The 25753-nt window shown below is 64.2% G+C and carries 26 protein-coding genes and 3 tRNA genes; 10 read left to right on the forward strand and 19 right to left on the reverse strand.

From position 1 onward, the window contains the following. Positions 1-153: 153 nt before the first annotated feature. The 10 genes from rplA to Q0J57_RS00515 form a co-directional block, all read right to left on the reverse strand. The gene (rplA, locus tag Q0J57_RS00470) at positions 154-861 is read right to left on the reverse strand and encodes a 50S ribosomal protein L1 (RefSeq protein ID WP_297215609.1); all 708 of its coding nucleotides are present in this window, start codon (positions 859-861) and stop codon (positions 154-156) included. Positions 862-975: 114 nt separating this feature from the next. Further along, positions 976-1398, reverse strand: a complete 423-nt coding sequence (gene rplK / locus Q0J57_RS00475) for a 50S ribosomal protein L11 (protein ID WP_297215612.1) — start codon at positions 1396-1398, stop codon at positions 976-978. Between the two features lie 50 nt (positions 1399-1448). Beyond that, on the reverse strand, positions 1449-2024 hold the full coding sequence (gene nusG / locus Q0J57_RS00480) for a transcription termination/antitermination protein NusG (protein WP_297215616.1): 576 nt from the start codon (positions 2022-2024) through the stop codon (positions 1449-1451). A gap of 7 nt (positions 2025-2031) precedes the next feature. Next, positions 2032-2271 (reverse strand): preprotein translocase subunit SecE, encoded by a 240-nt coding sequence (gene secE, locus Q0J57_RS00485; protein ID WP_297215619.1) that lies wholly within the window; start codon positions 2269-2271, stop codon positions 2032-2034. A 24-nt stretch (positions 2272-2295) separates the two neighbouring features. Beyond that, positions 2296-2372, reverse strand: a tRNA-Trp gene (locus Q0J57_RS00490). Positions 2373-2416: 44 nt separating this feature from the next. Beyond that, on the reverse strand, positions 2417-2566 hold the full coding sequence (gene rpmG, locus Q0J57_RS00495; RefSeq protein WP_297215622.1) for a 50S ribosomal protein L33: 150 nt from the start codon (positions 2564-2566) through the stop codon (positions 2417-2419). Positions 2567-2570: 4 nt separating this feature from the next. Next, entirely contained in the window at positions 2571-3764 is a 1194-nt protein-coding gene (gene tuf / locus Q0J57_RS00500) for an elongation factor Tu (RefSeq protein WP_297215627.1), read from the reverse strand. A gap of 139 nt (positions 3765-3903) precedes the next feature. Continuing rightward, positions 3904-3979, reverse strand: a tRNA-Gly gene (locus Q0J57_RS00505). A 136-nt stretch (positions 3980-4115) separates the two neighbouring features. Further along, a tRNA-Tyr gene (locus Q0J57_RS00510) sits at positions 4116-4201 on the reverse strand. Positions 4202-4407: 206 nt separating this feature from the next. Beyond that, a complete protein-coding gene (locus Q0J57_RS00515; protein ID WP_297215630.1) occupies positions 4408-4611 on the reverse strand; it encodes a dual CXXC motif small (seleno)protein in 204 nt (67 codons plus the stop codon). Between the two features lie 241 nt (positions 4612-4852). Here Q0J57_RS00515 and Q0J57_RS00520 point away from each other — a divergent pair, with 241 nt between their 5' ends. Beyond that, entirely contained in the window at positions 4853-6238 is a 1386-nt protein-coding gene (locus Q0J57_RS00520) for a phosphomannomutase (protein WP_297215633.1), read from the forward strand. Between the two features lie 243 nt (positions 6239-6481). Here the strand turns inward: Q0J57_RS00520 and Q0J57_RS00525 are convergent, their stop codons facing one another. Beyond that, positions 6482-7453 (reverse strand): alpha/beta fold hydrolase, encoded by a 972-nt coding sequence (locus tag Q0J57_RS00525; protein ID WP_297215635.1) that lies wholly within the window; start codon positions 7451-7453, stop codon positions 6482-6484. A 97-nt stretch (positions 7454-7550) separates the two neighbouring features. Here Q0J57_RS00525 and Q0J57_RS00530 point away from each other — a divergent pair, with 97 nt between their 5' ends. Next, positions 7551-8876 (forward strand): FAD-dependent oxidoreductase, encoded by a 1326-nt coding sequence (locus tag Q0J57_RS00530; RefSeq protein WP_297215638.1) that lies wholly within the window; start codon positions 7551-7553, stop codon positions 8874-8876. A 64-nt stretch (positions 8877-8940) separates the two neighbouring features. Here the strand turns inward: Q0J57_RS00530 and Q0J57_RS00535 are convergent, their stop codons facing one another. Next, on the reverse strand, positions 8941-10215 hold the full coding sequence (locus Q0J57_RS00535; RefSeq protein ID WP_297215641.1) for a competence/damage-inducible protein A: 1275 nt from the start codon (positions 10213-10215) through the stop codon (positions 8941-8943). Between the two features lie 166 nt (positions 10216-10381). On the opposite strand from Q0J57_RS00535, the gene Q0J57_RS00540 reads away from it, so the two are divergent. The 7 genes from Q0J57_RS00540 to Q0J57_RS00570 all read left to right on the forward strand — a co-directional run bounded on the left by Q0J57_RS00540 (position 10382) and on the right by Q0J57_RS00570 (position 17470). Next, the gene (locus Q0J57_RS00540; RefSeq protein WP_297215644.1) at positions 10382-10837 is read left to right on the forward strand and encodes a hypothetical protein; all 456 of its coding nucleotides are present in this window, start codon (positions 10382-10384) and stop codon (positions 10835-10837) included. A 200-nt stretch (positions 10838-11037) separates the two neighbouring features. Beyond that, positions 11038-11652 carry a cobalt transporter CbiM gene (gene cbiM, locus Q0J57_RS00545; protein WP_297215647.1) on the forward strand — a complete coding sequence of 205 codons (615 nt, stop codon included), beginning with the start codon at positions 11038-11040 and terminating at the stop codon, positions 11650-11652. 3 nt (positions 11653-11655) lie between these two features. After that, complete coding sequence (gene cbiQ, locus Q0J57_RS00550; protein ID WP_297215650.1) at positions 11656-12414, forward strand: cobalt ECF transporter T component CbiQ; 759 nt, start codon at positions 11656-11658, stop codon at positions 12412-12414. Beyond that, complete coding sequence (locus tag Q0J57_RS00555; protein WP_297215653.1) at positions 12411-13142, forward strand: ABC transporter ATP-binding protein; 732 nt, start codon at positions 12411-12413, stop codon at positions 13140-13142. The genes cbiQ and Q0J57_RS00555 overlap by 4 nt, the downstream gene beginning before the upstream one ends. A 358-nt stretch (positions 13143-13500) precedes the next feature. Further along, positions 13501-14457: an RluA family pseudouridine synthase gene (locus tag Q0J57_RS00560; RefSeq protein ID WP_297215656.1), complete on the forward strand. Its 957-nt coding sequence runs from the start codon at positions 13501-13503 to the stop codon at positions 14455-14457. Between the two features lie 293 nt (positions 14458-14750). Beyond that, positions 14751-15506, forward strand: coding sequence for a sulfite exporter TauE/SafE family protein (locus Q0J57_RS00565; protein WP_297215659.1), 756 nt, complete (start codon positions 14751-14753; stop codon positions 15504-15506). Between the two features lie 506 nt (positions 15507-16012). Then, complete coding sequence (locus Q0J57_RS00570; protein ID WP_297215663.1) at positions 16013-17470, forward strand: catalase; 1458 nt, start codon at positions 16013-16015, stop codon at positions 17468-17470. Positions 17471-17568: 98 nt separating this feature from the next. On the opposite strand, the gene trpA is transcribed toward Q0J57_RS00570, so the two are convergent. From trpA to Q0J57_RS00605, 7 genes are all read right to left on the reverse strand, one after another. After that, positions 17569-18336: a tryptophan synthase subunit alpha gene (gene trpA / locus Q0J57_RS00575; protein WP_297215666.1), complete on the reverse strand. Its 768-nt coding sequence runs from the start codon at positions 18334-18336 to the stop codon at positions 17569-17571. A 12-nt stretch (positions 18337-18348) separates the two neighbouring features. Beyond that, positions 18349-19539 (reverse strand): tryptophan synthase subunit beta, encoded by a 1191-nt coding sequence (gene trpB / locus Q0J57_RS00580; protein ID WP_297215668.1) that lies wholly within the window; start codon positions 19537-19539, stop codon positions 18349-18351. Between the two features lie 3 nt (positions 19540-19542). Next, positions 19543-20187 carry a phosphoribosylanthranilate isomerase gene (locus tag Q0J57_RS00585; RefSeq protein WP_297215671.1) on the reverse strand — a complete coding sequence of 215 codons (645 nt, stop codon included), beginning with the start codon at positions 20185-20187 and terminating at the stop codon, positions 19543-19545. Next, on the reverse strand, positions 20178-21014 hold the full coding sequence (locus tag Q0J57_RS00590; RefSeq protein ID WP_297215673.1) for an indole-3-glycerol-phosphate synthase: 837 nt from the start codon (positions 21012-21014) through the stop codon (positions 20178-20180). The genes Q0J57_RS00585 and Q0J57_RS00590 overlap by 10 nt, the downstream gene beginning before the upstream one ends. Beyond that, complete coding sequence (gene trpD / locus Q0J57_RS00595) at positions 21004-22590, reverse strand: anthranilate phosphoribosyltransferase (protein WP_297215677.1); 1587 nt, start codon at positions 22588-22590, stop codon at positions 21004-21006. The genes Q0J57_RS00590 and trpD overlap by 11 nt, the downstream gene beginning before the upstream one ends. After that, on the reverse strand, positions 22571-24025 hold the full coding sequence (locus Q0J57_RS00600; protein WP_297215680.1) for an anthranilate synthase component I family protein: 1455 nt from the start codon (positions 24023-24025) through the stop codon (positions 22571-22573). Before Q0J57_RS00600 ends, trpD begins: the two co-directional genes overlap by 20 nt. 315 nt (positions 24026-24340) lie before the next feature. Next, positions 24341-24754, reverse strand: coding sequence for a helix-turn-helix domain-containing protein (locus Q0J57_RS00605; RefSeq protein WP_297215682.1), 414 nt, complete (start codon positions 24752-24754; stop codon positions 24341-24343). A 187-nt stretch (positions 24755-24941) separates the two neighbouring features. On the opposite strand from Q0J57_RS00605, the gene Q0J57_RS00610 reads away from it, so the two are divergent. Continuing rightward, positions 24942-25724, forward strand: coding sequence for an MBL fold metallo-hydrolase (locus Q0J57_RS00610; RefSeq protein WP_297215684.1), 783 nt, complete (start codon positions 24942-24944; stop codon positions 25722-25724). Positions 25725-25753 lie beyond the last annotated feature (29 nt).

Consider the following 25753-nt stretch of genomic DNA (forward strand, 5'->3'; position numbering starts at 1 on the left):
GGGGTTGCCGTGTGGAATGCCGAGCCAAAGATAGTCTGGACAGGAAGGTTACGGACCCAGGGTCCCCCTGTCGTCTTCGACTCGTAATTCCTTGCCTTAGCCAAAGTCCGCCGGAATGCCACGGGGACATTCCGGCAAACATCTTCAAAGGACTTAGCCTTCGAGGAATTTCTTTACCTGGGCCATGTCAACCTTGAAGCCGGGGCCCATGGTGGTGGACACCGCCATGGACAGCATGTAGGTGCCCTTGGCACCGGAAGGCTTCAGACGATTGACGGTCTCAAGCAGCGCCTTGAGGTTGCCCAGAATCTTTTCAGGACCAAAGGAGACCTTGCCGAGAGGTGCATGCAGCACCCCGGCCTTGTCAACCTTGAAGTCAACACGGCCGGCCTTGAGTTCATTCACGGCCTTGGCAATGTCAAAGGTCACGGAGCCGGTCTTGGCATTGGGCATGAGGCCGCGGGGACCAAGCTGACGGCCGATCTGGCCCACCAGCGCCATGACATCCGGAGTGGCCACGGCGGCATCGAAATCGAGCCAGCCTTCCTTGACCTTGGCCACCAGGTCTTCGGCACCCACGAAGTCCGCACCGGCTTCCTTCGCTTCGGCCTGCTTTTCACCCTTACAGAACACGGCCACGCGCACCGTCTTGCCCAGGCCATGAGGCAGGGTCACGGCGCCGCGCACCATTTGGTCGGAATACTTGGGATCGACGCCAAGGCGGATGGCCACATCCACGGTTTCGTCGAACTTGGCATACGAAGCGCCCAGAGACTTGCTCACGGCATCTTCGATGGAGAAGCGCTCCTGGAGGTTCACTCCTTCAAGCGCCTTGCGGAAATTTTTACCATGCTTGGGCATGCTGGATTCCTTGTCGTTTTATCTCCTGCCGGACAGCAGCTTGCGTGCCGGCGGCAGTACAATTGATTTCAACGAGGGCAGGCAAACCTGCCGCCTGGGATAACCGTGTTATCCTTACTTCACCTCAATGCCCATGCTGCGCGCGGTGCCCATGATGGACTTGACGGCAGCTTCGAGAGTCACGGCGTTCAGGTCGGGGAGCTTCACCTTGGCGATTTCCTCAACCTGGGCCATGGTCAGACTGCCCACCTTGTTGCGGTTGGGTTCGCCGGAGCCTTTCTCGATCTTGGCGGCCTTCATGATCAGCACGGCGGCCGGCGGGGTCTTGGTGATGAAGGTGAAGGAGCGGTCAGCATAGACAGTGATCACCACGGGGATGATCATGCCCTTCTGGTCCTGCGTACGGGCATTGAATTCCTTGCAGAAGCCCATGATGTTCAGACCATGCTGACCAAGAGCAGGACCGACCGGCGGAGAAGGGTTGGCTGCGCCGGCAGGAATCTGCAGCTTGATTTTGGCAACTTCTTTCTTGGCCATGTTCTGTAATCCTTTTATCACCGGGTCCCGAACGTGGTCCCCAGTCTAGACTAGCCCTTGGAAACCTGCACGAAGTCCAGCTCCACCGGGGTCTGCCGACCGAAAATGGAGACAGAGACGCGCAGCTTGCCTTTGTCGTAGTTCACATCTTCCACAACGCCGTTGAAACCGCCGAAGGGCCCGTCGATAACGCGCACCTCGTCGCCACGGTCAAAGTTGAACTTGGGCCGCGGCGTTTCCTGACGGCTTTCCATCAGCGACAAAATGCGCTCGGCTTCACTGTCGCGCATGGGAGTGGGGCGGTTTTTGCCACCCACAAATCCGGTTACCTTTGAAATGGACTGCACCAGATGCCAGGAAAGGTCGGTCATGATCATCTTGACCATCACATAGCCCGGATAGAACTTGCGCGTGGTCGTGCGCTTTTCTCCGCCCTTGCCCAGCTCCATGACCTTTTCGGTCGGAACCACCACTTCCTGAATGAGTCCCTCATCCTGGCCGGTGCGAATCATCTCGTTGATGGTCTTCTGCACACGCTGCTCAAAACCCGAATAGGTGTGCACAATGTACCAGCGAGACTTTTTGCTCAGCTCGGAATTTTCATCAATGACAACAGCGTCTTTCATGGGAACCCTAGGAGAGGATGAACTTGATGAGGGAGGAAAGCCCCAGATCGACAAGGCCCAGAACAACAGCCATGACCGCTACGAAAAAGAGCACCGCAAGGGTGGACTTGCGGGTATCTTTCATGGTCGGCCAGGTGACCTTGCGCAGCTCTGCACGGGAATCTTCCACATATCGTGCAAAGCGGGCAATGGGGTTGGGAGTGTTTTCAGCCTTGGTCTCGCCGGTTTGAACCGCTTTCTTCGCCATGATGCTTACCCAAAGATATGAAAATGGCAGGGCAGGAGGGATTCGAACCCCCAACTTGCGGTTTTGGAGACCGCCGCTCTAGCCGTTAGAGCTACTGCCCTGCGTACCGTCCGGGGGGAGGGGTCTCCCCCCGGCGGAAGAATTGTTACCTGGTTTCCCGGTGCAGCGTGTGCTTCTTGTCCCAAGGACAATACTTCTTCATCTCCAGGCGGCCCGTGGTATTACGCTTGTTCTTCACGGTGCTGTAGTTGCGACGCTTGCACTCGGTGCAGGCCAGAATGATGTTGACTCTCATGATATTACTCGATGATTTCGGTCACCACGCCGGAACCCACGGTGCGGCCACCTTCACGGATGGCGAAGCGCAGACCGGCTTCCATGGCGATGGGGGCGATCAGTTCGACGATGAACTGGCTGTTATCGCCGGGCATAACCATTTCCACGCCTTCGGGCAGGTTGATCACGCCGGTGATGTCAGTGGTACGGAAGTAGAACTGGGGACGATAGCCAGAGAAGAACGGGGTATGACGGCCACCTTCTTCCTTGGACAGAACGTACACTTCAGCCTTGAACTTCTTGTGGGGCGTGATGGACTTGGGAGCGGCGAGAACCTGACCGCGTTCCACTTCGTCACGCTTGGTGCCGCGCAGCAGCACGCCGATGTTGTCGCCGGCCTGGCCCTGGTCAAGCAGCTTGCGGAACATTTCCACGCCCGTGCAGGTGGTCTGAGCGGTGGGCTTGATACCCACGATTTCCACCACGTCGCCAACCTTGATGACACCGCGTTCCACACGGCCGGTCACCACGGTACCACGGCCGGAGATGGAGAACACGTCTTCGATGGGCATCAGGAAGGGCTTGTCGATGTCGCGCTGCGGTTCAGGAATGAAGGTATCGCAGGCATTCAGCAGATCGATGATGCACTTGGCTTCGGGAGCGTTGGGATCGTCGCATTCCAGAGCCTTCAGGGCGGAACCGCGGATCACCGGAACGTCGTCGCCGGGGAAGTCGTAGGAAGACAGCAGTTCGCGCACTTCCAGTTCCACCAGTTCCAGCAGTTCTTCGTCGTCCACCAGGTCGCACTTGTTCAGGAAGACCACCAGCTGCGGCACACCCACCTGACGAGCAAGCAGGATATGTTCACGGGTCTGAGGCATGGGACCGTCGGTAGCGGCCACCACCAGGATACCACCGTCCATCTGGGCAGCACCGGTGATCATGTTCTTGATGTAGTCGGCGTGGCCGGGGCAGTCCACGTGAGCGTAGTGGCGCTTGTCGGTTTCGTATTCGACGTGGGCGGTGGCGATGGTGATGCCACGTTCCTTTTCTTCAGGAGCCTTGTCGATTTCGTCGTAGGAGATAAACTTGCCTTCGCCCTTCAGACCGGCAATCTTGGTGATGGCGGCGGTCAGCGTGGTCTTGCCGTGGTCGATGTGACCGATGGTGCCGATGTTCACATGGGGCTTCGTGCGGGTGTATTTTTCCTTGCCCATTGTACGTCTCCCTGGAGAAATTTTTTTGCGTTTAAGTATTTGATACCAGAGCGAAGACCAAAAGGAATTCGCCCGCAGAATCCCTGGTTGCCAGGGAACGTGCTTGACGGGATAAGGGCTGGCGGGAAGCGCAGAAAAATGGAGCGGGAAACGGGATTCGAACCCGCAACCCTCAGCTTGGAAGGCTGATGCTCTAGCCGTTGAGCTATTCCCGCATACCAGCGATGCTCTTTGGGCAGTGGATTGCGACGCATCCGTCGAACCAGTCTTCCCAACCGCTGCACCGTAGTTCCCGACAGCGTGCTGTCTCCTACAGTCAAGGCAGTTTTCCAAAACAAACCACATTTTCTGTGGTGGAGGGGGGTGGATTTGAACCACCGAAGTCTTACGACGACAGATTTACAGTCTGTTCCCTTTGGCCACTCGGGAACCCCTCCACACTACCTGACGCACTTTCATCAGGGTGTCGTGGGCTGCGATGCCGGGCACAGAGCCTTCACACTCGCAGCAAGAGGGTATTTACGCACTTCGCCCGGCTTTGGCAAGTTTTTTTTTCACTTCTCCAGAAAAAATTTTGCCGGGCACGGGGCATGCCCCGGAAAATCCCTCCTATCTCGGCAGAATACCTGCCCTTTTTCGTTCGTCAGATGCGGTCCATGTACAAGCCGGCCAGAAAGGTTTCCATGGCGTCGTCCGCCTGCGTGATGAAGCGGGCCAGATCATATGATTGCCGGCAGTGCTCGCAGTACATATGCGCCTCATGGCAGGTGCGCACAATCAGCATGGGTTTGCCGCAGTGCGGACAGGGCAGCGTGGTCTGGGCCTGGCGGGGAGCAAAATAGGACATGACTTCTCCTTGTCCGGGGCAGACATCTTCGCACGGCGAACGCCCCGGCACGTTGGCGCTTCTCCCACAGGCCCCCTGCCCTGTCAAGAAGCGGGCCGGACCGCCGCCCGGACAGCAGAAACATCTTGGCCTTTTCCCCTGCCTGGGCTAGAAAACCAGCGGCAGCCTGACGCCGCGCCGGCCATGTGCCGTGCCGCCGGCCGGCAGGCCATCCTCATCCAGGTATCCATAAGGAGGCATCATGGCAGACCTTTCCTGCTTCAAGGCCTATGACGTGCGCGGCGCTGTTCCCGACGTGCTTTCTCCGGAACTGGTCCGTGCGGCCGGGCACGCCTTTGTGGCGGAAACAGGCGCACATCATGTGGTTGTGGGCCGGGATGCCCGCCTTTCCGGGCCGCTGCTGCGCGATGCGCTTTGCCTGGGCCTGCGCGAGGCCGGCGCCGAAGTGACCGACATCGGCATGTGCGGCACGGAGGAAATCTACTACGCGGCCTTTGCCCAGCCCTTTGATGGCGGCATCATGATCACCGGTTCCCACAATCCGGCCCAGGAAAACGGCCTCAAGATGGTCCGCGGCGGCGCCATTCCCATCAGCGGCGATTCGGGCCTGGACCAGATCCGCCGGCGCACGGGGGAAGAGCTGGACGCCCCGTCCCCCCGTGCCCTGCCCCGCGAAGCGGACCTGCCGCCCCTGCACACGGCCTGCTTCCGTGCGGACTATGTGGCCCATCTGCTGCGTCTTTCCGGGGGCACGGACGGCCTGCGCCCCCTGGCCATTCACTGCGAGGTGGGCAATGGCTGCGCCGGGCTGGTGCTGCGCGAGCTGGCCCCGCACCTGCCCTACCGCCTGACCATCAGCAATGCGGAACCGGACGGGCACTTTCCCCACGGTGTTCCCAATCCCCTGCTGCCCGAACGGCGCGAGGCCGCAGCCCGCGGCGTGCTCCAGAACGGGGCAGACCTGGGCCTTGCCTGGGACGGCGACTTTGACCGCTGCTTCTTCTATGATGACCAGGGGACCTTCATCGAGGGATACTATCTGGTGGGCCTGCTGGCGCAGGCCACCCTGGAAAGGACCCCCGGCGCCCGGATCGTGCACGATCCCCGCCTGTACTGGAATACGCAGGAAATGGTCCGCGCTGCCGGCGGGCAGCCCGTTATCTCCAAGGCCGGCCACGCCTTCATGAAGGAAACCATGCGCGCCTGCGACGCCGCCTATGGCGCGGAAATGAGCGCCCACCACTTTTTCCGCGACTTTGCCTACTGCGACTCGGGCATGCTGCCCTGGCTGCTGGTGGCCCGCCTCATTTCCCGCACGGGCAGAAGCCTCCGCGACATGGTGCGCGAACGCATGGCCGCCTATCCGTGCAGCGGCGAAATCAACCGCTCCGTCCGGGATGCGGCCGCCGTCATGGCGGCCATCCGTGCTGAATTCGCCCCCCAGGCCCTGAGCGAGGAACATGTGGACGGCCTTTCCCTGACCTTTGCGGACTGGCGTTTCAACCTGCGCGCCTCCAATACCGAGCCACTGCTGCGCCTCAACGTGGAATCCCGCGGTGATGCCGCCCTCATGCAGCGCATGACGGACACCCTGCTGCAGCGCATCGATGCCCTGAGCCGTGCCTGAACCCGGCAGGGGTCGCAAAACAGGCGGAAAGAGACCGTTTGCCGCATCTTCTCCCGTGCGCCCGTAACACGGCGTGCCCCGGCAGGGCCGGCAGGGACAGAACGCATGCCTTGTGTACGCAGCGCGGCAGGCTTTTGCCGGGCACGGGGCAGGACACCCGCGCCAGGCGCTGCCGTCCGCATCGTTCCGGCAGCGGCACCCGTGAGGCCGCCGGCAGCCCGGCCGCAGACGGTCGCGCCCTGTCTAGCGGTATCTGTCCAGAAAGTCCGCCACCCTGGCCTCGCTGTAATAGGGACTGCCGGCAGTGACAAAGCCCACATGCCCGCCATGGGGCGCCACTTCCAGAAACAGGCGGGCAGAATGCCGGGCGATCTGCCAGGGATAGCAGGTGGGCGCACAAAAGGGATCATCTGCGGCCATGAGCAGATAGGTGGGCACGCACAGGTGCGGCAGCACGGGCAGGGCGCTGTTTTCGCGCCAGTAGGTCAGGGCATCGGCATAGCCGTACAGCGGCGCCGTAAAGCGGGCATCGAATTCGCTGAAGGTGCGGAAGTGCTCGATGCCTTCCACAGAGGGAAACTGCGGGAAACGGGCCGCCTTCTGCCGGACCTTGGCACAGAGCGTGCGCAGAAAATAGCGCATGTACACGCGGCAGGACGGTCCGTCCATGACGCGCGCCGCTGCCGGAAGATCGCAGGGCACGGAAACCACGGCTGCCGCGCGCACGGCCTCCGGCACCGCCGGACCGGCCAGATAGCGGCAGATCTGATTGCCGCCCATGCTGAAACCGGCCAGCAGCACGGGCAGACCCGTTTGCACGGCATGCGCCACCACACAGGCCAGATCGTCCGTCTGCCCCATGTGATAGAGCCTGTCCGTGCGATTCATCTCGCCCGAACAGGAACGCATGTTCCAGGCCATGACCAGATTGCCGCGCCGCAGCAGTTCCGCAGCCAGCCCCAGCACATAACGGCGACGGCTGTGCCCTTCCAGCCCGTGGGACACCACAACCACCGCGCGGGGCAGCCCCGTGGGACGGTGCTCATCCACATCCAGGAAATCCCCGTCCGGCGTTTCCAGGCGGATGCGCCGGATGGCCGCGGCCTGCACCGTATCAGGATAGTGCAGCCGGCGCATCTTGGCTGCCCAGATGGTATTGACATGGGCATTGCGCGCCCAGCAGGGCGCCACATAGGTACTGTGCAGTATTGGCATGGTCCGCCCCCTCGTGTATGTTCGGCGCATGTGCGCAATCTCTTTTTGTAGCTCCGGGCCTGAAACGCTGTCAAACCGCAGCGACCCGCCGTCCGCCGTGCTTCCGCCGGCTGACGTGCTGGTGCTGGGCGGCGGTGCGGCCGGTCTCATGGCCGCCCGCGAGGCTGCCGGACGCGGCCGCCGCGTGCTGGTGCTGGAACGCCAGCAGGAACCGGGGCGCAAGCTCTGCATCAGCGGAGGCGGCCGTGCCAATTTCACCAACCGGCATCTGGCCCCCCGGCATTACCGCTGCACCACGCCGGACTTCTGCGCACCGGTGCTGCGGGCCTTTTCGCCGGCTGTCATGGAACGCCTGGTGCATCGCTGGGGCCTGCCCGTGGAAGAACGCCGCCACGGCCAGCTCTTTCTCACTGTCCCGGCCCGCAGCCTGCTGCACTGCCTGTGGGCGGACTGCCGGGAACGCGGCGTTCGCCTTGTCACGGGCTGCACGGTGCAGGCCCTGGAGGCTCTCCAGCCGGGCTTTTGCGTGCGAACCGATACAGGGACCTACCATGCGCGTACCGTCATTCTGGCGATGGGGTCGCCGGCCTGGCCCCAGATCGGCGCCACCGGCGCGGGCTTTCGCCTGGCCCAGGCGCTGGGGCATACGCTGGTGCCGCCCCGCCCGGCCCTGACTCCCCTGCTGCTCCCGGCAGATGCCCTCCCGGTCCGGCAGCAGCCCCATGAAGCGCAACGCGCTTTCCCTGCCGCCGCCCGCCCCGCCGGCACCAGAAGACCGGCCCGCCCTGCTCCTGCGCCGTCCTGTACGCAGGTCCCTGCCCAGGACGACAGCCTTGCCGGCATCAGTCTGCCCGTGCGCATGCGTCTGCCCGAGGCGCAGCTGGCCCCGGAGCTGGCCCGTGACCCCCTCTGGCAGGATGACCTGCTTTTTACCCACGAGGGCATCAGCGGACCGGCCACACTCAAGGCATCCCTGTTCTGGGAAGACGGGCAGCCGCTGGAAGTGGATTTTCTGCCGGACACGGCCTTCCGCAGCCTGCTGGATGCGCCGACAGCCGGCAAGCAGACCCCGCGCAGTCTGCTGCGCCGGCACATGCCGCAGCGTCTGGCAGACACGCTGCTGCCGCCGGCGCTGGCTCAGCGCCGGGTGGCCGAACTTTCCCGTGCGGCCCGGGAGGAAATCTGCACGGCCATTCATGCCCGCCGCCTGACGCCATCAGGCCGGGCCGGCTACAAAAAGGCCGAAGTCTGCCGGGGCGGCATCCATACCGGAGAGGTGGACCCGCGCACCCTGCAAAGCCGCCTGGTGCCGGGCCTGTTTCTGGCCGGTGAAGTGCTGGATGTCACCGGTCTGCTGGGCGGCTACAATCTGCACTGGGCCTGGGCCAGCGGCGTGGCAGCCGGCAGAAACGCCGTCGCCTGAACGAAAAAAGGCCGCTCTGCGGCGGCCCCTTCTCCTTTTCTGCGGCAGCGTCCTGCCGAACGGCTCAGAACCGGCCCCGCGCCGTGGCCGTCATTTCCACAGGCAGACCCAGCAGCGCCCGGCGCAGCATATCCAGCGCATGACTTGCTGCCCGGTGACGGGTCCAGGCACGGCCCATGTAGCGCCCCTGCGGCCGCATGACCCGCAGCCAGGTCCGCCGGTCATCGGCCAGGGCAATATAGACCAGCCCCACGGGTTTTTCTGCCGTCCCGCCATCAGGCCCGGCCACCCCCGTGATCCCCAGGCCCCAGTGGCTGCCGCTGCGCTGGCGCACGGCAGATGCCATGTGGCGGGCTACCTCCTCGCTCACGGCGCCCACCCGCGCCAGCATGGCTTCGGGCACGCCCAGCAGGCGTGTCTTGGTGCTGTTGGCATAGGTGACCAGCCCGGTCTGAAAGACCGCCGAGGCCCCGGGCACATCCGTAAGCCTCTTGGCCAGCAGGCCCCCGGTGCAGGATTCCGCCGTGGCCACGCTCTGCCCCCGCTGCATGAGCAGGGGCACCACCACGCTTTCCAGATTGTCCACATCCACGCCATAGACCACATCGCCCAGCAGCTCCTGCACACGGGCCACCACGGGAGCGGCCAGCGCCTCGGCCGCAGCGGCATCCTGTGCCTTGGCCGTCACCCGCACAAACATTTCGCCATCCGTGGCATAGGTGGCCGTGGAGGGATTGGCCCGGCCTGTCAGCTCGGCCAGGCGCAGGGCGGCGTCGCCCTCGCCCTGGGCAAAGGTGCGGATCATGTGCGAGCAGATGCAGGCCTGGGTCTGCTCCGCCAGCAGCGGCACCAGCTGTTCGTGCAGCATGGGCAGCAGCTCTCGCGGGGGGCCGGGCAGCATGGCTACGGCCCTGCCGTCAGCCCGGCGGGCATAGCAGCCCGGCGCCGTGCCGATGCGATTGGGCAGCGCCCGTGAACCGCGCGGCAGCAGCACCTGCTTGTACTGGTTCGGCCCCATGGGGCGCGTGCCGAAGTATTCCTTCAGGCGCACCAGACTGTCCGCATGCTCTTCCAGCGGCATTTCCAGCACGGCAGCCACCGTTTCCTTGGTCAGATCGTCCTCGGTGGGGCCAAGTCCGCCCGTGGTGATGAGCAGGTCGCTCCGTTCCAGGCCCTCGCGCAGCACCTCTTCCAGACGGTGGGGATTGTCCCCCACCACACAGGAATGGTAGACATCGATGCCCAGTGCCGACAGCGCCCGCCCCACATGGGCCGCATCGGAATTGATGGTATGGCCGAGCAGCAGCTCGGTGCCCACGGCAATGATTTCCGCTTTCATAACCTTATTGCCCTCCTGTGGACACTTCCCGGTCCACGCAGGCCCCGCACACGGGGTGCCCTCTTGTAGCCGCTTGCCCCCGCCGGCGCAAGACATCACAACGGACTTGCCAGCCAGCACAAGCCTGTTTATGGTGTGCCCCATCATGTGCTGAGGAGATACCATCATGAGAACTGTGTTGCTTGCCTGCCTCTTTGTGCTGCTGTCCTGTCTGCCTGTCCAGGGCCAGCAGCTGGATGCCCGTTACTATACGCTTGACCTGCCGCAGGACTGGAAGGTGGACATCGCCCCCCGCTGGGAGGGGCAGAGCGTCAGCCTGAAGGTGGCCCGCAACGACGGCAAGGCCGATATCACCATCATCATCGGCCCCACCCATGATGCGGACATGGAAATCATTGCCTCCATGTTTGCGCAGATGTTCCAGGCCAAACTGCCGCTGGAACGGCAGGACCACTTCTATACCACCTCCTTCCAGAAGGATGCGGTAAGCGGCCGCCTCTGGATCGCCGAGGACAAGGGCCTGTTCATCGTCTACTCCCTTGCCGGCGATACCGAAGCCGGCCTTTCCCTGCTCCGCAACGGCCTCAAGAGCACGGACTATCCCGGTCTGGTGCTGCACTAACGGCCATAGTTTTCCGGCGGGGGAGGCCCTCTCCCCTGCCGCCGCCCCGCCTGCCCGCGGCATCCGGCCTCCTTCAGGCCGCAGGCTCTGTCCGCGGGCTTCCCCGCCCCTGTCAAAAGACGCTTGCCACTTTTTTATATATCGTGCTACGTTCTGCCGGCACAGGCGGAGCGTACGCAACAGCCCGCCGGGGAGAACGCATGCACATTTCCGAAGGGGTCCTTTCGCCCGCCGTACTGGGAGCGGGGGCCGTGGTGGCGGCAGCAGGCACCTATATTGGTCTGCGCCGCCTGGACTATGACCGGCTCATGCAGGTAGCCATTCTCAGTGCCGTTTTCTTTGTGGGATCGCTGGTGCATGTGCCCGTGGGACTGGGCAGTGCGCACCTGCTGCTCAACGGCCTGCTGGGCGTCCTGCTGGGCTGGGCGGTTTTTCCCGCCCTGCTGACGGCCCTGCTGTTGCAGGCTCTGCTCTTTCAGTTCGGCGGACTGACCGTGCTGGGCGTCAACGTGGCCACCATGGCCACGGGCGGCATACTGGCCCACTACCTGTTCCGGGCCTGCTGCCGCATCCCGTCCTGGGGACCGGCAGCAGGAGGCTTTGCCGGGGGGGCGGCCGGCGTGCTCATTGCCGCCCTGCTGACCTCCGGCGCCCTGGCCCTGTCCGGCGAAGCCTTTGTGCCCGCAGCCAGGCTGCTGCTGCTGGCCCATCTGCCCATCATGCTGGCCGAAGGCGTCATTACCCTGCTGACCGTGCGCTTTCTGCTGCGTGTGCGGCCGGAGGTGCTGCCCCTGCCCGCATCCCGCCGGAGCTGAACCGTGCTGGGCCAGCCCCTTGCCGATGGCAACAGCCTTGTCCATCGTCTGGACCCGCGTGCCAGGCTGGTGGTGGCCATGGCCCTTTCCCTCTGCCTGGCCCTGAGCCGGAGCCTGCCCGCCGCCCTCGCGGGTCTGGGCCTGGCCGTGCTGCTGCTGGGAGCCTTGCGCCCGCCGGTGGGGGTCTTGTGCCGGCGTCTGGCGGCCATCAACGTCTTTTTGCTCTTTCTCTGTCTGCTGACCCCGTTCAGCCTGCCGGGCACCACGCTCTGGCACTGGGGGCCGCTGGCGCTCAGCCGCGAGGGGCTGCAGCTGGCCCTGCTGCTCTGGGTCAAGTCCAATGCCATTGGCGGCATCCTGCTGGCGCTGGTGGCCAGCCTGCCCGTTGCCACGGCCGGCTATGCCCTGGAGCGCCTGCACTGCCCGGCCCGCCTGGTCTATCTGCTGCTCTTTGCCGGGCGCTATGTGTTTGACATTGCCGACGAATGGCGCACCTTGCAGACCGCGGCCCGCCTGCGCGGCTTCCGGCCCCGCTGCAATGCCCACACCTACCGCACCCTGGCCTCTCTGCTGGGCCTGCTGCTGCTGCGCGGCTATGACCGGGCACAGCGCGTGCGCGAGGCCATGCTGTTGCGCGGCTTCCGCAACCATTTTCATACCGTGGCCGTTTTCCGCTTTCGCCCGGCAGATGCGGTCTTCTGCCTGCTGGCCCTGCTGGGCCTTGCGGCCCTCATCTGGCTGGAGTATGAAGGACGCCCATGACACAGCCCATTTTCAGTCTGGAAAACGTCAGCATTGCCCACGAGCCGGCGCCGGCTCTGCCGGTGCTGGAAGAGGTGAACCTTTCCCTGCTGCCGGGCGAGCACATTGGCCTGTATGGTCCCAACGGCTGCGGCAAGACCACGCTGCTGCGCTGCATCACCGGTCTGCACCGTGCCCGGCGCGGCATTGTGCGCTTTCATGGCCAGATTCTCCAGCGCGAGGAGGACTATCACGCCCTGCGCTGCGCCGTGGGCTTTGTGCTGCAACAGGCGGAGGATCAGCTGTTTTTCCCCACAGTGCTGGAGGATGTGGCCTTTGGCCCGCTGAATCTGGGACTTTCGCCCCGGGAGGCACGGGAGCGCGCGCTGGAAACTCTGACCGCCCTGGGGCTGGAGGGATTTGAAAAGCGCCAGACCCATCGCCTGTCAGGCGGAGAAAAAAAGCTGGTTTCCCTGGCCGGGGTACTGGCCATGCGCCCGGAAGCCCTGCTGCTGGATGAACCCACCAATACTCTGGATGCCGCAGCCCGCCAGCGCCTGACCGACATCCTTGCCACCCTGCCGACAGCGCGCATCACCATTTCCCATGACTGGGACTTTCTTACCCGCGTGAGCAGCCGCTTCATGACTATCGTGGACCGCCGCCTCTGCTTCAGTGCGCCCAGCTTTGCCCACAGTCATCTGCATGCCCATCCGCACGGCAATGATCCCCACCAGCACGACCTCTAGCGCCGGCTCGCCCCACTGGCGGGCATCAGGACAGGACACTCCCGCATAGCGTTTTCTGCCCGGGCTTCCGGCGGCTCAGCCCGGAAGAACGGACCAGCATCCCTTCGGCAAGGCCGCCTTTTCCTGAAAAGGCGCAGGCCGGAGCGGGACCAGACGGCGCGAGAAAAAGGAACATCCTGCGCCAAGGCGGCAGGCCCTTTCCCCGCTGAAACGTCGGCGGCAACATGCGCCGGGGACATTGACCTGTTGACCGCCTGTGGCTATGGTCCTTTATGGAGTTTCTTCCGGTCATACCCTGCGGGCACGGCTGCCACGGGGCAGACCGCCCGTCACTACGGCACAAGAGGTTGCCGCACCCATGTCCGACTCCCCCGACATACCGTCTCGCGGCGTCTCCGCCGGAGACGCCACCAACAGTTTCACCGTACAGGCCACGGAAAGCGACCAGAAGCTGCTCCAGCTGCTTCAGCGCCGCCTCGGCCTGCCCCAGGGCCTGCTGCACCGCTGGATACGCACCGGGCAGGTCCGTCTCAATGGCGGCCGCGCCAAGGCCTTTGCCATTGTACATACAGGCGACATGGTGCGCCTGCCTCCCTTTGCCCTGTCCATGGCCCACAAGAGCACCCCGGCCAGACCGCAGACAGAGCGTCCGCCCCTGCCGCCTCTCATCGGCACCTCCGGGGACCTCTGGGCCTTCAACAAGCCCTCCGGCCTGCCCAGCCAGCCCGGCACCGGCCATGACGACAGCCTTTCCGGGCGCCTGGCCCGCTACTATGCCGGCCAGCCCTTCATTCCCACGCCCATCCACCGCCTGGACAAGGGGACATCCGGCATCCTGCTGGTGGCCGGCAGCTTTACCGTGCTGCGCACCATGACCGGCGCCCTGCGGGAACGCAATTTTCATAAGGAATATCTCACCTGGGTCAGCGGACACTGGCCGTATGCCGAAGCCCGCCGTTTTACGCACTGGCTGCGCAAGGAAGGACAGGGCGGCTACGAAAAGGTGCGCGTCAGCGAGCAGCCCGGCGACGGCCTGGTGGCTGCGCTGACCGTACTGCCCCTGCGGCGGGAACGCCAGGCCAGCCTGCTCCAGGTGCTGCTGCATACCGGCCGAACCCATCAGATCCGCGCCCAGCTGGGCTTTCTGGGCTATCCCGTGCTGGGAGATACCAAATATGGCAGGGGGCCGCGCCATCAGCGCATGTTGCTGCATGCCCTGCGCGTCATCCTGCCGGACGGCACACACTTTGCCTGCCTGCCGGACTGGGGCGGTCCTTTTCATATCGACGGCATGCCCTCGCCCCTGGCCGGCTGATTTGGCCTGAAACTGTGCCTGCTGCCTCATGCAGACAGGCACAGCGCTACATGCGGCATGCGCACTTCCCGGAGGTGATGCCCGGCGGGCCTGTCCTGCCCTCTCCACAATCCATATCTGCTGACGCACCATGATCGCGACACGGGGCACCCGCCACGGCAGCGGGCCAGCCGGATGATTCCTTCCCCGCCCTGCGTCCCTGCCGCTCTCCGCCTGTCGTACCGCCTGTCGTTCAGGCAGGTCCCGTGCCCCGCACGCGCATACACCACTGGCCTGTTGCGGAGGTTACGACCATGAGCATCTTTCTTTCCATGCTGCTGCTCGGCGGCGTCATCGGCTGTCTGGGTGTCGGCGGTTCCGGTCTGTCTGTCATCATTCTGAGTCTGGGCTTCCATGTTCCGGTGCATACGGCCCTGGGCGTATCCATGGCCGTCATGGCCTTTACCATGGCCTCGGGAACCTTCAGCCATTTCCGGGGGGGCCGCGTGCTGCCTGCCCTGGGCATCCGCATCGGGCTGTTCGGCGCGCTGGGCGCCTTTACGGGCGCCCATCTGGCCGTGCATATACGGGGAGAGCATCTGCTGCTTGTCACGGCCTCTGCCCAGTTTCTTTCGGGCATTCTCATCTACTACCGTGTGTTCCGCATGCGGCCCCCCAGCACGGGCAGTGGCGCCGGCATCAGCTACCGGCCCGCCATCCTGTGGCTGCTGTGCATGCTTCTGGGGCTGTTCAACGGCATGGTTGCCTCCCTGTGCGGCGTCGGCTCTGCGGCCTTTCTCCAGTTCTGCCTCATGGCCATCTTCCGCATCAGCATCTATGAAACCATTGGCACCACCATGCTTGTCATCATGCCCATTGCCCTGCTGGGCGGCGCGGGCTTCCTGAGCACGGGGCATCTGGATGCCGGCATTTTCCTCGCCACGCTGGCCGGACAGATGATCGGCGCCTTTCTGGGCGCCAAGCTGACGCCGCGTATCCCCCTGCCCTGCCTCAAGGTCTGCATGGTGGCCTGCCCCATACTGGGCGGCCTGGTGATTCTGCTGCGCTAGAACCAGACGCAGCGGCGTGCCCTCCGTGAGGCACTGACACGTTGCCCAGGCCTGCCACCGGGTACGGCGCCGGACGACGACAGACGCCGCTGTGGCGGCATGCCGCACGGTTCCCGGCGCCCAAAACGGCGCCAGGCAGACGCTGCCTCCCTTTCCCCGCCCAGGTTGCCGGGCATGCAGAAACATGTTCATCCCGGCCGGCTGTCTGCCCCTGCCGCAGCAGCCGGTCCGCACGCCGTCACGGGTCTGTCGGCATCGTATCCCGTTCCGGGCGACACCCCCTGGCCACAGACTGCCTGTCCAGAATATACCTCCCGGATAGTTGTCAATAAAAAAAGAATAATTCACATAACCATACGAAATTCATTGATAAACATTAAATTTTATTATCAATAATAGTAATTATTACTATTTACTTTTACTCACCCTTGTGCCATGTTGGCCTCGAACGGTAGCCATACCGCTTGTTCGCTCCCCTTCACCCATAACCGCAAGGAGAACGCATCATGTCGGACAGCAAAGACCTTCTCACCAATAACGCTGGCGCACCTGTGGCCAACAACAATCATGCCCTTACCGCCGGGCCGCGTGGTCCCCTGCTCATACAGGATGTCTGGTTTCAGGAAAAACTTGCCCATTTTGACCGCGAGGTCATTCCCGAACGGCGCATGCACGCCAAAGGGTCCGGCGCATACGGCACCTTTACGGTCACCCAGGACGTGACGGCCTATACCCGGGCCTCGCTTTTTGCCGAAATCGGCAAGAAAACGGAGGTATTTGTCCGCTTTTCCACCGTGGCGGGGGAGCGCGGCGCAGCAGATGCCGAACGTGACATCCGCGGCTTTGCCGTCAAATTCTATACGGACCAGGGCAACTGGGACATGGTGGGCAACAATACGCCCGTCTTTTTCCTGCGGGACCCGCTGAAATTCCCGGACCTGAACCATGTGGTCAAGCGCAATCCGCGCACCAACATGCACAGCGCCAGGGACAACTGGGATTTCTGGACCCTGCTGCCCGAAGCTCTGCACCAGATCACCGTGGTCATGAGCGATCGCGGAATTCCGGCCAGCTACCGGCACATGCACGGTTTCGGCAGCCATACCTACAGCCTGATCAATGCCGAAAACAAGCGCTTCTGGGTCAAGTTCCACTTCAAGAGCCAGCAGGGCATCAGGAATCTGACGGACGCCGAAGCCCAGGAACTCATCGGGCGCGATCGCGACAGCCATCAGCGCGACCTCTATGAACATATCGAAAAGGGCGACTATCCACGCTGGACGCTCTATTTCCAGGTCATGCCCGAAGAGGATGCCGAAAAACTCCCCTACCATCCCTTTGACCTGACCAAGGTCTGGTACCATGCCGATTATCCGCTCATGGAAGTGGGCGTGCTGGAACTGAACCGCAATCCCGAGAACTACTTTGCGGAAGTGGAACAGGCGGCCTTCAATCCGGCCAATCTGGTTCCCGGCATCGGCGTCTCGCCGGACAAGATGTTGCAGGGGCGCCTCTTCTCCTACGGGGACGCCCAGCGCTACCGCCTTGGCGTCAACCATCATCTGATTCCGGTCAACAGGCCGCGCTGCCCCTTCCACAGCTTCCACCGTGACGGCCAGATGCGCGTGGATGGCAACTACGGCAGCCATACAAGCTATGAACCCAACAGTGACGGCGCATGGAAGGAACAGCCGGACTTTGCGGAACCGCCCCTGAAAATCAGCGGCGATGCGGCCCGCTGGGACTACCCTTGCGATGACGCCGACTACTTCGAGCAGCCGGGGCGGCTCTTCCGCCTCATGACGCCGGAACAGCGGGAAGCCCTGTTCGGCAATACGGCCCGGGCGCTGGGCGATGCCCCCACGGAAATCAAGCTGCGGCATATCCGCAACTGCGCCAAGGCGGACCCGGCCTACGGCGCGGGCGTGGCACGGGCCTGCGGCCTTGACGACAGCCTTATCTAGCCTCTCCCGCACAAATGGGGGGCGCGACGGCCACCTTGCCGCCGCGCCCCCGCATAACGACGCCTCCCTGCCTGCGCAGCGCGCAGGCGCTGACCCGTTTATTTCCAGCGGGCAATGAAGTCCGCAGCGCTGTTTCCCTCATCCAGCCAGCGCAGAAGGGCGCTGCCGAATACGGCGGCATCGGGACGGGCATCCGGCGGCAAATCCTCGATCTGCTCCGGTTTGGACAGGCCGAAGCCCAGCGCCAGCGGCAGGGAAAAGACGGAACGTGCCCGGCGCATGGTTTCCGCCACCTGCGGCGCAAGCTGCGAGCGCTGCCCCGTGGTGCCCATGACCGACACCACATAGACGTACGCCTGGCTCACGTCCGCATAGAGCCGCATGCGCTCCTCGGAAGTATTGGGGCCTACCAGCGCGATGAGGGCTATGCCCTGCGCGGCCAGCAGGGCGCGCAATTCGCCTGCCTCCTCATAGGGCAGATCCGGCACGATGACACCATGAACGCCGGCACGGGCCGCATCCACGGCAAACTTGCCCAGCCCGTATTGCAGAATGGGATTGTAATAGCCCATGAGCACCATGCCGCAATGGAAGAAATCCTTGCGTTCCTCCAGCTCGCCCAGCAGCCGGGTCAGGCTCATGCCGTCGCTGAGCACACGGCGCGAGGCTTCCTCCACCACCGGGCCGTCGGCCACAGGGTCGGAAAAGGGGATGCCGATCTCGATGATGTCCGCACCGCCTTCATCCAGTTCCTGAATGGCGGGCCAGAAGCTGCCGTCATCCGGGAATCCGGCAGTCACAAAGGGAATAAGGGCCAGTCGTCCGGCTTCGCGCGCAGCGCGAATCTTTTGTTCAAGGATGTGCATACCGATAACCTCCTAGGCCAGTTCGCCGACTTCGGGCATGTTCAGCGCCTTGCGCACGATGACCATATCCTTGTCTCCTCGACCGGACAGGTTGACCACCACCTTGCTGCCGGGGGCAAATTCCTCGGCATGGTCCAGTACCCAGGCCAGCGCATGGGAGGATTCCAGGGCCGGCAGGATGCCTTCGCTGCGGCACAGGCGCTGGAAGGCCGCCAGGGCGCGCTGGTCGCGTACCATGACATAGCGCACACGGCCCGTCTTGTGCAGATGGGCATGTTCCGGTCCCACGCCGGGATAGTCCAGACCGGCCGCAATGGAGTGGGAAGGCTCGATCTGTCCGTCGGGATTCTGCAACAGCATGGTGTGGCAGCCATGCAGCACCCCCGGTGTCCCCAGGCTGAGGGGCGCGGAATTGAAGCAGCCCGTCTCGCCCGTGCCGGCGGCCTCCACCCCGATGAGATGTACGGAAGGTTCCTCGATGAAGCGGGCAAACATACCGATGGCATTGGAGCCGCCCCCCACGCAGGCCACCACCGCGTCAGGAAGCTGTCCGGCCTTTTCGCGCATCTGCTGGGCCGTCTCCTGGCCGATGATCTGCTGGAACAGACGCACCAGCGTGGGGAAGGGATGCGGACCGGCCGCCGTGCCGAAACAGTAGTGCGTGGTCTGCTGGCTGGAAATCCAGGCGCGTAGGGCCTCGTTGATGGCATCCTTGAGCGTGCGTGTGCCGCTGTCCACGGGAACTACCTTGGCCCCCAGCAGGCGCATGCGCATGACGTTGGGGGCCTGCCGTTCCACGTCTTCCGCGCCCATGTAGACCGTGCACTCCATGCCCAGGCGAGCTGCCGCCACGGCCGTGGCCACCCCGTGCTGACCGGCCCCGGTTTCGGCCACCAGGGCCGTCTTGCCCATGTATTTGGCCATGAGGGCCTGGCCCAGGGTATTGTTGATCTTGTGCGCCCCAGAGTGCAGCAGGTCCTCGCGCTTGAGCCACAGCTCGATGCCCAGTTCCTCCGAAAGGCGGGGGCAGAAGGTCAGCGGCGTGGGCCGCCCGGCATAGTCATGCAGCAGGGACTGCAACTCCCCCTGAAAACGGGGGCTGGGCACAATGCTGTGCATGGCCTCTTCCACTTCCAGCAGCGGCGGCATGAGCAGCTCCGGAACGAAGCAGCCGCCGAATTCTCCGAAATAGCTCTCCTTCATGGATTATCCTCCCAGCGGCGGAACGGGCTGACGCATGGCCCGCAGCACTGCCGCCATTTTTTCGTGATTCTTGATGCCCGGCGCATCCTCCACACCGGAATTGATGTCCAGCCCATCGGGACGGCAGCAGGTCAGGGCCTGCGCCACGCCGGTCGGGTCCAGACCGCCGGCCAGCAGCCAGGGGCGCGGCAGGTCTGCCCGCGAAAGCGCGGCAAGGTCCTGCCAGTTCAGGGTCTTTCCGCTGCCGCCGCCCTGCAGGCCCGCATCCAGAAGATACCAGGCACAGGCAGGCGCTGCCGCGCGCATGGCCCGCAGCAGATCGTCCAGGCCGGCATGGCGCTGCGGCCAGAAGACCCGGATAATCCGCTCTGCTCCGATGCGGCGTGCGCAGGCATCATCATCCTGTGCGCCGTGCAGCTGGGCATAGTCCAGGCGGGCACGGCGCATGATGTCTGCAATGGCCTCACTGTCCTGTTCCACAAAAACCCCCACCCGCGCAAGTCCCCCGCTGCGCAGGCGGGCCACCTGCTCCGGCTGCACCGCACGGGGGCTGCGGGCATGAAAGATGAATCCCAGCATGTCGGCCCCCAGGGCCACGGCCCTGTCCACATCTTCCTGCCGGGTCAGGCCGCAGAATTTCACGCGCATGCGGTGCTCCCCGCCACGGACGGCGCAGGGGTCAGCAGGGTGCGCAGGGCTTTTCCGGGCTGACCGTCCTTCATGAGGGCCGTACCCACCAGGGCGGCACGGTACCCTGCCTCGGCGGCGGCACGCAGCTGGGCGGCATGTTCCATGCCGCTGGCGGCAATCCAGATTTCCCCGTCCTGCGGGGGGAAGCGCCGGGCGATGTCGAGACAGGCGGCACAGTCCACGCGCAGGGTGGCCAGATCACGGGCATTGACCTGAATGATGCGCGCCCCGCTTGCACGGGCCAGCGCCAGCTCGTCCGCATCAAACACTTCCACCACGGCCTGCATGCCCAGCGATTCGGCCTGTTCGCGCAGGCGCCGCAGCAGGGCCACGTCCGGGGTCAGGCCCACAATGAGCAGCAGGGCCGCTGCCGGCGTAGCGGCCGTGGCCGTTATCTGGAGCGGGTCAAAGAGAAAATCCTTGCGCAGCAGGGGCACGGGGCAGCCGGCATCCATAAGGGCAGCATGGGCTTCACCAAGGTAGGCCAGCCGCCCCTGAAAGAAACGTTCCTCGCTGAGGACAGAAAGGGCGCTGGCCCCGGCCTGCGCGTACTGCCGGGCGACCTCGGCGGCCGTCAGCGCCTGGCAGATGACGCCACGGGAAGGCGAGGCCCGCTTGTATTCCGCAATGACTGCCAGCGGTGCCCCGCCGGCGGGACGACGCAGGGCCGCGAGAAAATCGCCGCGCGGTCCGGCAAAGGGCGCGGGCAGGCGCCCTTCCCGCTCCTGACGGCGCAGGGCCGCCACCTCGCCCGCCTTGGCCCAGAGAAAACGCTCAAGCCGCATGGAGCACCCTCCCGCCAAGTCCGGATTCCACGGCCTCGCGGGCACGGGCCATGCACAGTTCCAGGGTGGGCGCATCCTCCAGCAGATAGAGCGCCAGCCCCACATTGAGCGTCACCATGTCGCGCATGGCACGGCTGCCGCGCCCGGCCAGCAGCTCGCGCAGCACGGCCACGGCCTCGTCCTTGCTGTGCACAGCCAGGTCTTCGGGGGTGCAGGACTGGATGCCGAAATCCGCCGGATCAAGAGCCAGAGGCGAAATTTTCCCCTGCTCCAGGAGCAGCACATCCGCCGGTCCCATGGGCGTCACCTCGTCATAGCCGCCCGCCCCGCAGACCACGGCCGCCCGCTCCAGGGGCGACTGGGCCAGGGTTTCGGCCACCAGCGGGAGCAGTTCGGGACGGGCCACACCCATGAGCAGATGGCTGGGACGGGCCGGGTTGATCATGGGACCAAGGATATTGAACAGAGTGCGCACCCCCAGTTCCTTGCGCAGCGGACCAATATTCTTGAAGGCCGGGTGGAAGTGCGGCGCAAAGAGAAAGGCAAAGTTGCGCTCCCGCACCATGTCGGCCACGGCGGCCGCATCGGTATTGAGGTCAATACCCAGCGCCTCCACCGCATCGGCACTGCCGCAGGTGGAGGACACGGCGCGGTTGCCGTGCTTGACCACCTTGTGCCCCATGCCGGCCAGCACCAGCGAGGTGGCCGTGGAGCAGTTGAAGGAATGGCGGCCATCGCCGCCGGTGCCCACCACGTCAATGGCATCTCCCACCCCGTCCACGCGCACGGCGCGGGCCAGAGCGGCGCGGGTGGCATGGGCCAGCTCCAGCGCGCTTTCGCCCTTCATGCGCAGGGCCAACAGAAAGGCCCCGGCCTGGGCGGCCGTGAGCTTGCCGTCCATGAGGGCCGCAAAGGCCGAGGACGCCATGTCCGGCGTCAGGTCCTCGCGCCGGGCCAGACGCTCGAGGATGCGGTCCATGTGCAGCGCGCTTTCCTCGGCCGGCAGGATGGCCTGCGGGAAATTGCCCAGCAGACGCATCCCTTCCGGCGTCAGAATGGATTCGGGATGAAACTGCACGCCCACCCACGGCCGGTCATCATAACGCAGGGCCATGACCTCGCCTTCCGGCGCACGGGCCGTCACGGTGAAGGGAATGGCAACGGGGCCGTCATCCCGCACCACAAGGGAATGGTAGCGCGCCACCCGCAGGGGATTGGGCAGCCCTTCAAAAAGGCCGCTGCCGTCATGCACGATTTCCGACTGCTTGCCGTGCATGATGCAGGGGCCTACCTCCACCCGAGCCCCGGCATGCAGGCCCAGCAGCTGATGCCCCAGGCAGACGCCGAGTACCGGAACATGGGGAGACAGCAGCTCCAGAAAACGCGGGCAGAGGCCGGCATTTTCCGGCCGCCCCGGTCCGGGCGAAATGCAGACCTGCCGCAGGTCAGGGTCACGCGCCAGTTCCAGAATGCGCGGATCGTCGTTGGTCAGCACCAGCGGCTTTTGCCCCAGGGCATAAAAGGCCTGGACCAGATTGTAGGTAAAGGAATCGTAATTATCGATGAGCAGAAACATGGTATTCTTCCTCGTTACGCAGGGCAAGGCGCATGATGGCCGACTTGTTGCAGACTTCCTTCCATTCCAGTTCCGGGTCAGAATCGTGAACGATGCCGCCCCCGGCCTGCCAGCTGAGTTCCCCATTCCTGAGCCACATGCTGCGGATGGTGATGCCCATGTCCAGATGCACGGCATCCTTGTCCAGCCCCAGCCAGCCGATGCAGCCCGCATAGGGACCACGGCCGCGGCCTTCCACCTCGCGGATGATCTGCATGGCCCGCACCTTGGGCGCACCGCTTACCGTTCCCGCCGGGAAGGTGGCCGCCAGCACGTCCAGCGCGTCCTTTCCCTCGTCCAGCTGGGCCGTAACACGGCTGGTCAGGTGCATGACGTGGGAGAAGCGCTCCACCTCCATGCAGCGTTCCAGCGTGACGCTGCCCGGCCGGGCCACGCGACCCAGGTCGTTGCGGCCCAGGTCCACCAGCATGACATGCTCGGCGCGTTCCTTGGGATCATCCCGCAGCTCCTGCGCCAGCCGGGCATCTTCCGCATCATCGCGGCCCCGCCGCCGCGTGCCGGCAATGGGCGAAAGCTGCAACTTGCCGCGCGTGCAGCGCACCATCACTTCCGGCGAGGAGCCGAAAAGCGTCATGTCCCCGATCTTCATATAAAACATGTAGGGAGAGGCATTGTAGCGCCGCATGCGGCGGTAGAGCGTAAAGACATCTCCCGTAAAGGGCGTGGAAAAATGCACCGACGGCACCACCTGAATGGCTTCGCCCGCATGCAGCATGGCGCGGATGCGCTCCACCACGGCCTTGTAGCCTGCCTCGTCGGGGCAGGCGGTGACAGGTGCATCATGCGCCGGCATGGCTTCCGGCGCACGCCGGCTGCCGCTGACTTCCCGGTGCTCGCCCAGGCTGATCTGACAAAGGCGATTATACAGATGGTCAAACAGCAGCACCGTGCCCGGCAGTACCAGAACGGCCTCGGCCTCGTTTTCCGGCATGCAGGATTCCAGACCGGGCTGCAGGAGACGCGCCATGCCAAAGCCCAGCCAGCCGTAGAGCGCCCGGGTAATGGGCGGCGTTTCCAGGCTGTCCGGCGCCACAACCTGCAGGCGGCGCATGACCGCGCGCACGCCCTCCACAAAGGGCTGGCCGTCATGACAGGACAGCGACGCCAGGCGCGGGTCCCGCACATCCACACGCAGTCGGCCGTCATGGCAGGACAGCCGCAGGGCCAGATCGCAGGCCAGCACGCTGTAGCGGCCCCAGCGTCCGTCCACCTCGGCACTTTCCAGCAGGATGCCGTCGCCCTGCCCGACCATGCCCAGAAAAAGACTGATGGGGGTCTCCGTATCCGCAGGCAGCCAGCGTGCCCGCTGTTGCAGCACCAGCGGTGCCAGATCGGATGCGGCAGAAGGATCATGATGTTGTGAAGAGGTGGTCATGAAAAAGCCTCGCTGTGAAAAGATACAAAAAAAGGCGCCGTCCCGGGGGACGACGCCTTGGTGTGACCATGAATACCAAAAAGTGACAGGCTAGACCTGCACGTCCCCCTTGCGTACTTCACAAAGCCACCACCACGCGGCAAAGATGAACTGGGTGCACGGGGAATACGACATGATACGAACCTGTTCTGTTTGTTTCTAGAAAAGAGATAGACAAGGCCCGGACGACTGTCAAGACTTTTTTGTGCGAATCTGCTTACCTGTGCAGGCTACCCACAGATAGCCCGCCGATGCGCCCTTGCGGTACCGGACGGCTCATGCCGGATGCTGCGGCGGGCAAGCCGTGCCGGCACGGGCTTCCTCCTGTTGCAGACGGGCAAGATACGCACTGCCCCAGACGCCCATGGCCTCCAGTACCGGCCGGATGCTTCGTCCGAAATCCGTCAGGGAATATTCCACCCTGGGCGGAACGACCGGATAGACCTTCCGGCTGAGCAGGCCGTCCGCTTCCAGTTCCCGCAGCTGCTGGGTGAGCATCTTGGGGGTGGCGCAGGGAACCTCCCGGCGCAGATCGGAAAAGCGGAGCGAATGCTCCATGAGCTTCCAGAGAATGAGCGCCTTGTACTTGCCGCCCATGAGCCGGAGCGTGGCCGCCACCGGGCAATGCCGTTCCAGCGGCAGGAGGTCTGCCGGCGAAGCGCCTGTCACAGGAGGCGTGCATGGTTTCATGGCAGTATCCTCCAGGGTACTTGCTATATTCGGGGTGCGTTCTTGCATCAGCCCGTCACTGCGTTACACTAGCCCAAAACCATCCCCTGCCCCGTTCCGGCATGGCGGCCTGCGCAGTGCCCGCAGAAAAAGCTGTTCTGCCCGCCCGCCAGACGCCTGCCCGGGGCAAGGCACAAGGAGAAAACCCATGCAGTTCCAGCAGATTCGCGGCGCTACCAGCATTGTCACCTTCGGGGGCAGGCGCTTTCTTATTGATCCCTTCTTTGCCCCGCGCGGCTCCTGCCCGCCCGTACCCTCTCCGTACAACAATCTGGCCAATCCCCTGGTGGACCTGCCGCTGCCCGTGGACAGCCTCATTGCCGTGGATGCGGTCATTGTGACGCACATGCACCATTTTGACCACTTTGACGAGGCCGCCGCCCGGGCTCTGCCCAAGGACCTGCCCGTCTTTGTACAGTCCGAAAAGGAAGCCGCAGACATGCGGGCACTGGGCTTTCAGCAGGTCACGCCCCTTGTGGCCGCGGGGGTTCGCTTTGCCTCCGTGACCCTGCACCGGACAGACGCCCTGCACGGCGACGGCGTGACGGCCGCCTATTACTACCGGAAGTTCAACCTGCCTGCCGAAGCCTGCGGCGTGGTTTTTCGGGCGGAAAACCACAAGGTTTTCTATCTGGCGGGCGACACGCTCTGGTTCCCCGGCGTGCAGCAGGCCATCCAGACCTACCGGCCGCAGGTCATTGCCCTCAATGCGGCCAATGCCCAGATGTACGACGGTACCCCCATCCTCATGGGCGTTGACGGCGTACGGGAGGTGGCCCTTGCCGCCCCTGATGCCACGCTCATTGCCACGCATATGGATGCGGTCAACCATGCCTGCCTTGATCGTGCCGGCCTGCGGGCCTTTGCCATGGCCGAAGGTCTGATGCCGCGCCTGCATATCCCGGAAGACGGGGAAATTCTCTGCTGCTGATGGCACGGGCCGGCACCGCGCAAGGGTAC

It is taken from the genome of uncultured Desulfovibrio sp. (genome assembly GCF_944324505.1).
GTDB lineage: Bacteria > Desulfobacterota > Desulfovibrionia > Desulfovibrionales > Desulfovibrionaceae > Desulfovibrio.

Excerpts from the sequence above, each read along its gene's own strand:
- rplA (WP_297215609.1), bottom strand. The coding sequence starts at position 861 with ATGCCCAAGCATGGTAAAAATTTCCGCAAGGCGCTTGAAGGAGTGAAC.
- rplK (WP_297215612.1), bottom strand. The coding sequence starts at position 1,398 with ATGGCCAAGAAAGAAGTTGCCAAAATCAAGCTGCAGATTCCTGCCGGC.
- nusG (WP_297215616.1), bottom strand. The coding sequence starts at position 2,024 with ATGAAAGACGCTGTTGTCATTGATGAAAATTCCGAGCTGAGCAAAAAG.
- secE (WP_297215619.1), bottom strand. The coding sequence starts at position 2,271 with ATGGCGAAGAAAGCGGTTCAAACCGGCGAGACCAAGGCTGAAAACACT.
- rpmG (WP_297215622.1), bottom strand. The coding sequence starts at position 2,566 with ATGAGAGTCAACATCATTCTGGCCTGCACCGAGTGCAAGCGTCGCAAC.
- tuf (WP_297215627.1), bottom strand. The coding sequence starts at position 3,764 with ATGGGCAAGGAAAAATACACCCGCACGAAGCCCCATGTGAACATCGGC.
- Q0J57_RS00515 (WP_297215630.1), bottom strand. The coding sequence starts at position 4,611 with ATGTCCTATTTTGCTCCCCGCCAGGCCCAGACCACGCTGCCCTGTCCG.
- Q0J57_RS00520 (WP_297215633.1), top strand. The coding sequence starts at position 4,853 with ATGGCAGACCTTTCCTGCTTCAAGGCCTATGACGTGCGCGGCGCTGTT.
- Q0J57_RS00525 (WP_297215635.1), bottom strand. The coding sequence starts at position 7,453 with ATGCCAATACTGCACAGTACCTATGTGGCGCCCTGCTGGGCGCGCAAT.
- Q0J57_RS00535 (WP_297215641.1), bottom strand. The coding sequence starts at position 10,215 with ATGAAAGCGGAAATCATTGCCGTGGGCACCGAGCTGCTGCTCGGCCAT.
- Q0J57_RS00540 (WP_297215644.1), top strand. The coding sequence starts at position 10,382 with ATGAGAACTGTGTTGCTTGCCTGCCTCTTTGTGCTGCTGTCCTGTCTG.
- cbiM (WP_297215647.1), top strand. The coding sequence starts at position 11,038 with ATGCACATTTCCGAAGGGGTCCTTTCGCCCGCCGTACTGGGAGCGGGG.
- Q0J57_RS00555 (WP_297215653.1), top strand. The coding sequence starts at position 12,411 with ATGACACAGCCCATTTTCAGTCTGGAAAACGTCAGCATTGCCCACGAG.
- Q0J57_RS00560 (WP_297215656.1), top strand. The coding sequence starts at position 13,501 with ATGTCCGACTCCCCCGACATACCGTCTCGCGGCGTCTCCGCCGGAGAC.
- Q0J57_RS00565 (WP_297215659.1), top strand. The coding sequence starts at position 14,751 with ATGAGCATCTTTCTTTCCATGCTGCTGCTCGGCGGCGTCATCGGCTGT.
- Q0J57_RS00570 (WP_297215663.1), top strand. The coding sequence starts at position 16,013 with ATGTCGGACAGCAAAGACCTTCTCACCAATAACGCTGGCGCACCTGTG.
- trpA (WP_297215666.1), bottom strand. The coding sequence starts at position 18,336 with ATGCACATCCTTGAACAAAAGATTCGCGCTGCGCGCGAAGCCGGACGA.
- trpB (WP_297215668.1), bottom strand. The coding sequence starts at position 19,539 with ATGAAGGAGAGCTATTTCGGAGAATTCGGCGGCTGCTTCGTTCCGGAG.
- Q0J57_RS00585 (WP_297215671.1), bottom strand. The coding sequence starts at position 20,187 with ATGCGCGTGAAATTCTGCGGCCTGACCCGGCAGGAAGATGTGGACAGG.
- Q0J57_RS00590 (WP_297215673.1), bottom strand. The coding sequence starts at position 21,014 with ATGCGGCTTGAGCGTTTTCTCTGGGCCAAGGCGGGCGAGGTGGCGGCC.
- trpD (WP_297215677.1), bottom strand. The coding sequence starts at position 22,590 with ATGTTTCTGCTCATCGATAATTACGATTCCTTTACCTACAATCTGGTC.
- Q0J57_RS00600 (WP_297215680.1), bottom strand. The coding sequence starts at position 24,025 with ATGACCACCTCTTCACAACATCATGATCCTTCTGCCGCATCCGATCTG.
- Q0J57_RS00605 (WP_297215682.1), bottom strand. The coding sequence starts at position 24,754 with ATGAAACCATGCACGCCTCCTGTGACAGGCGCTTCGCCGGCAGACCTC.
- Q0J57_RS00610 (WP_297215684.1), top strand. The coding sequence starts at position 24,942 with ATGCAGTTCCAGCAGATTCGCGGCGCTACCAGCATTGTCACCTTCGGG.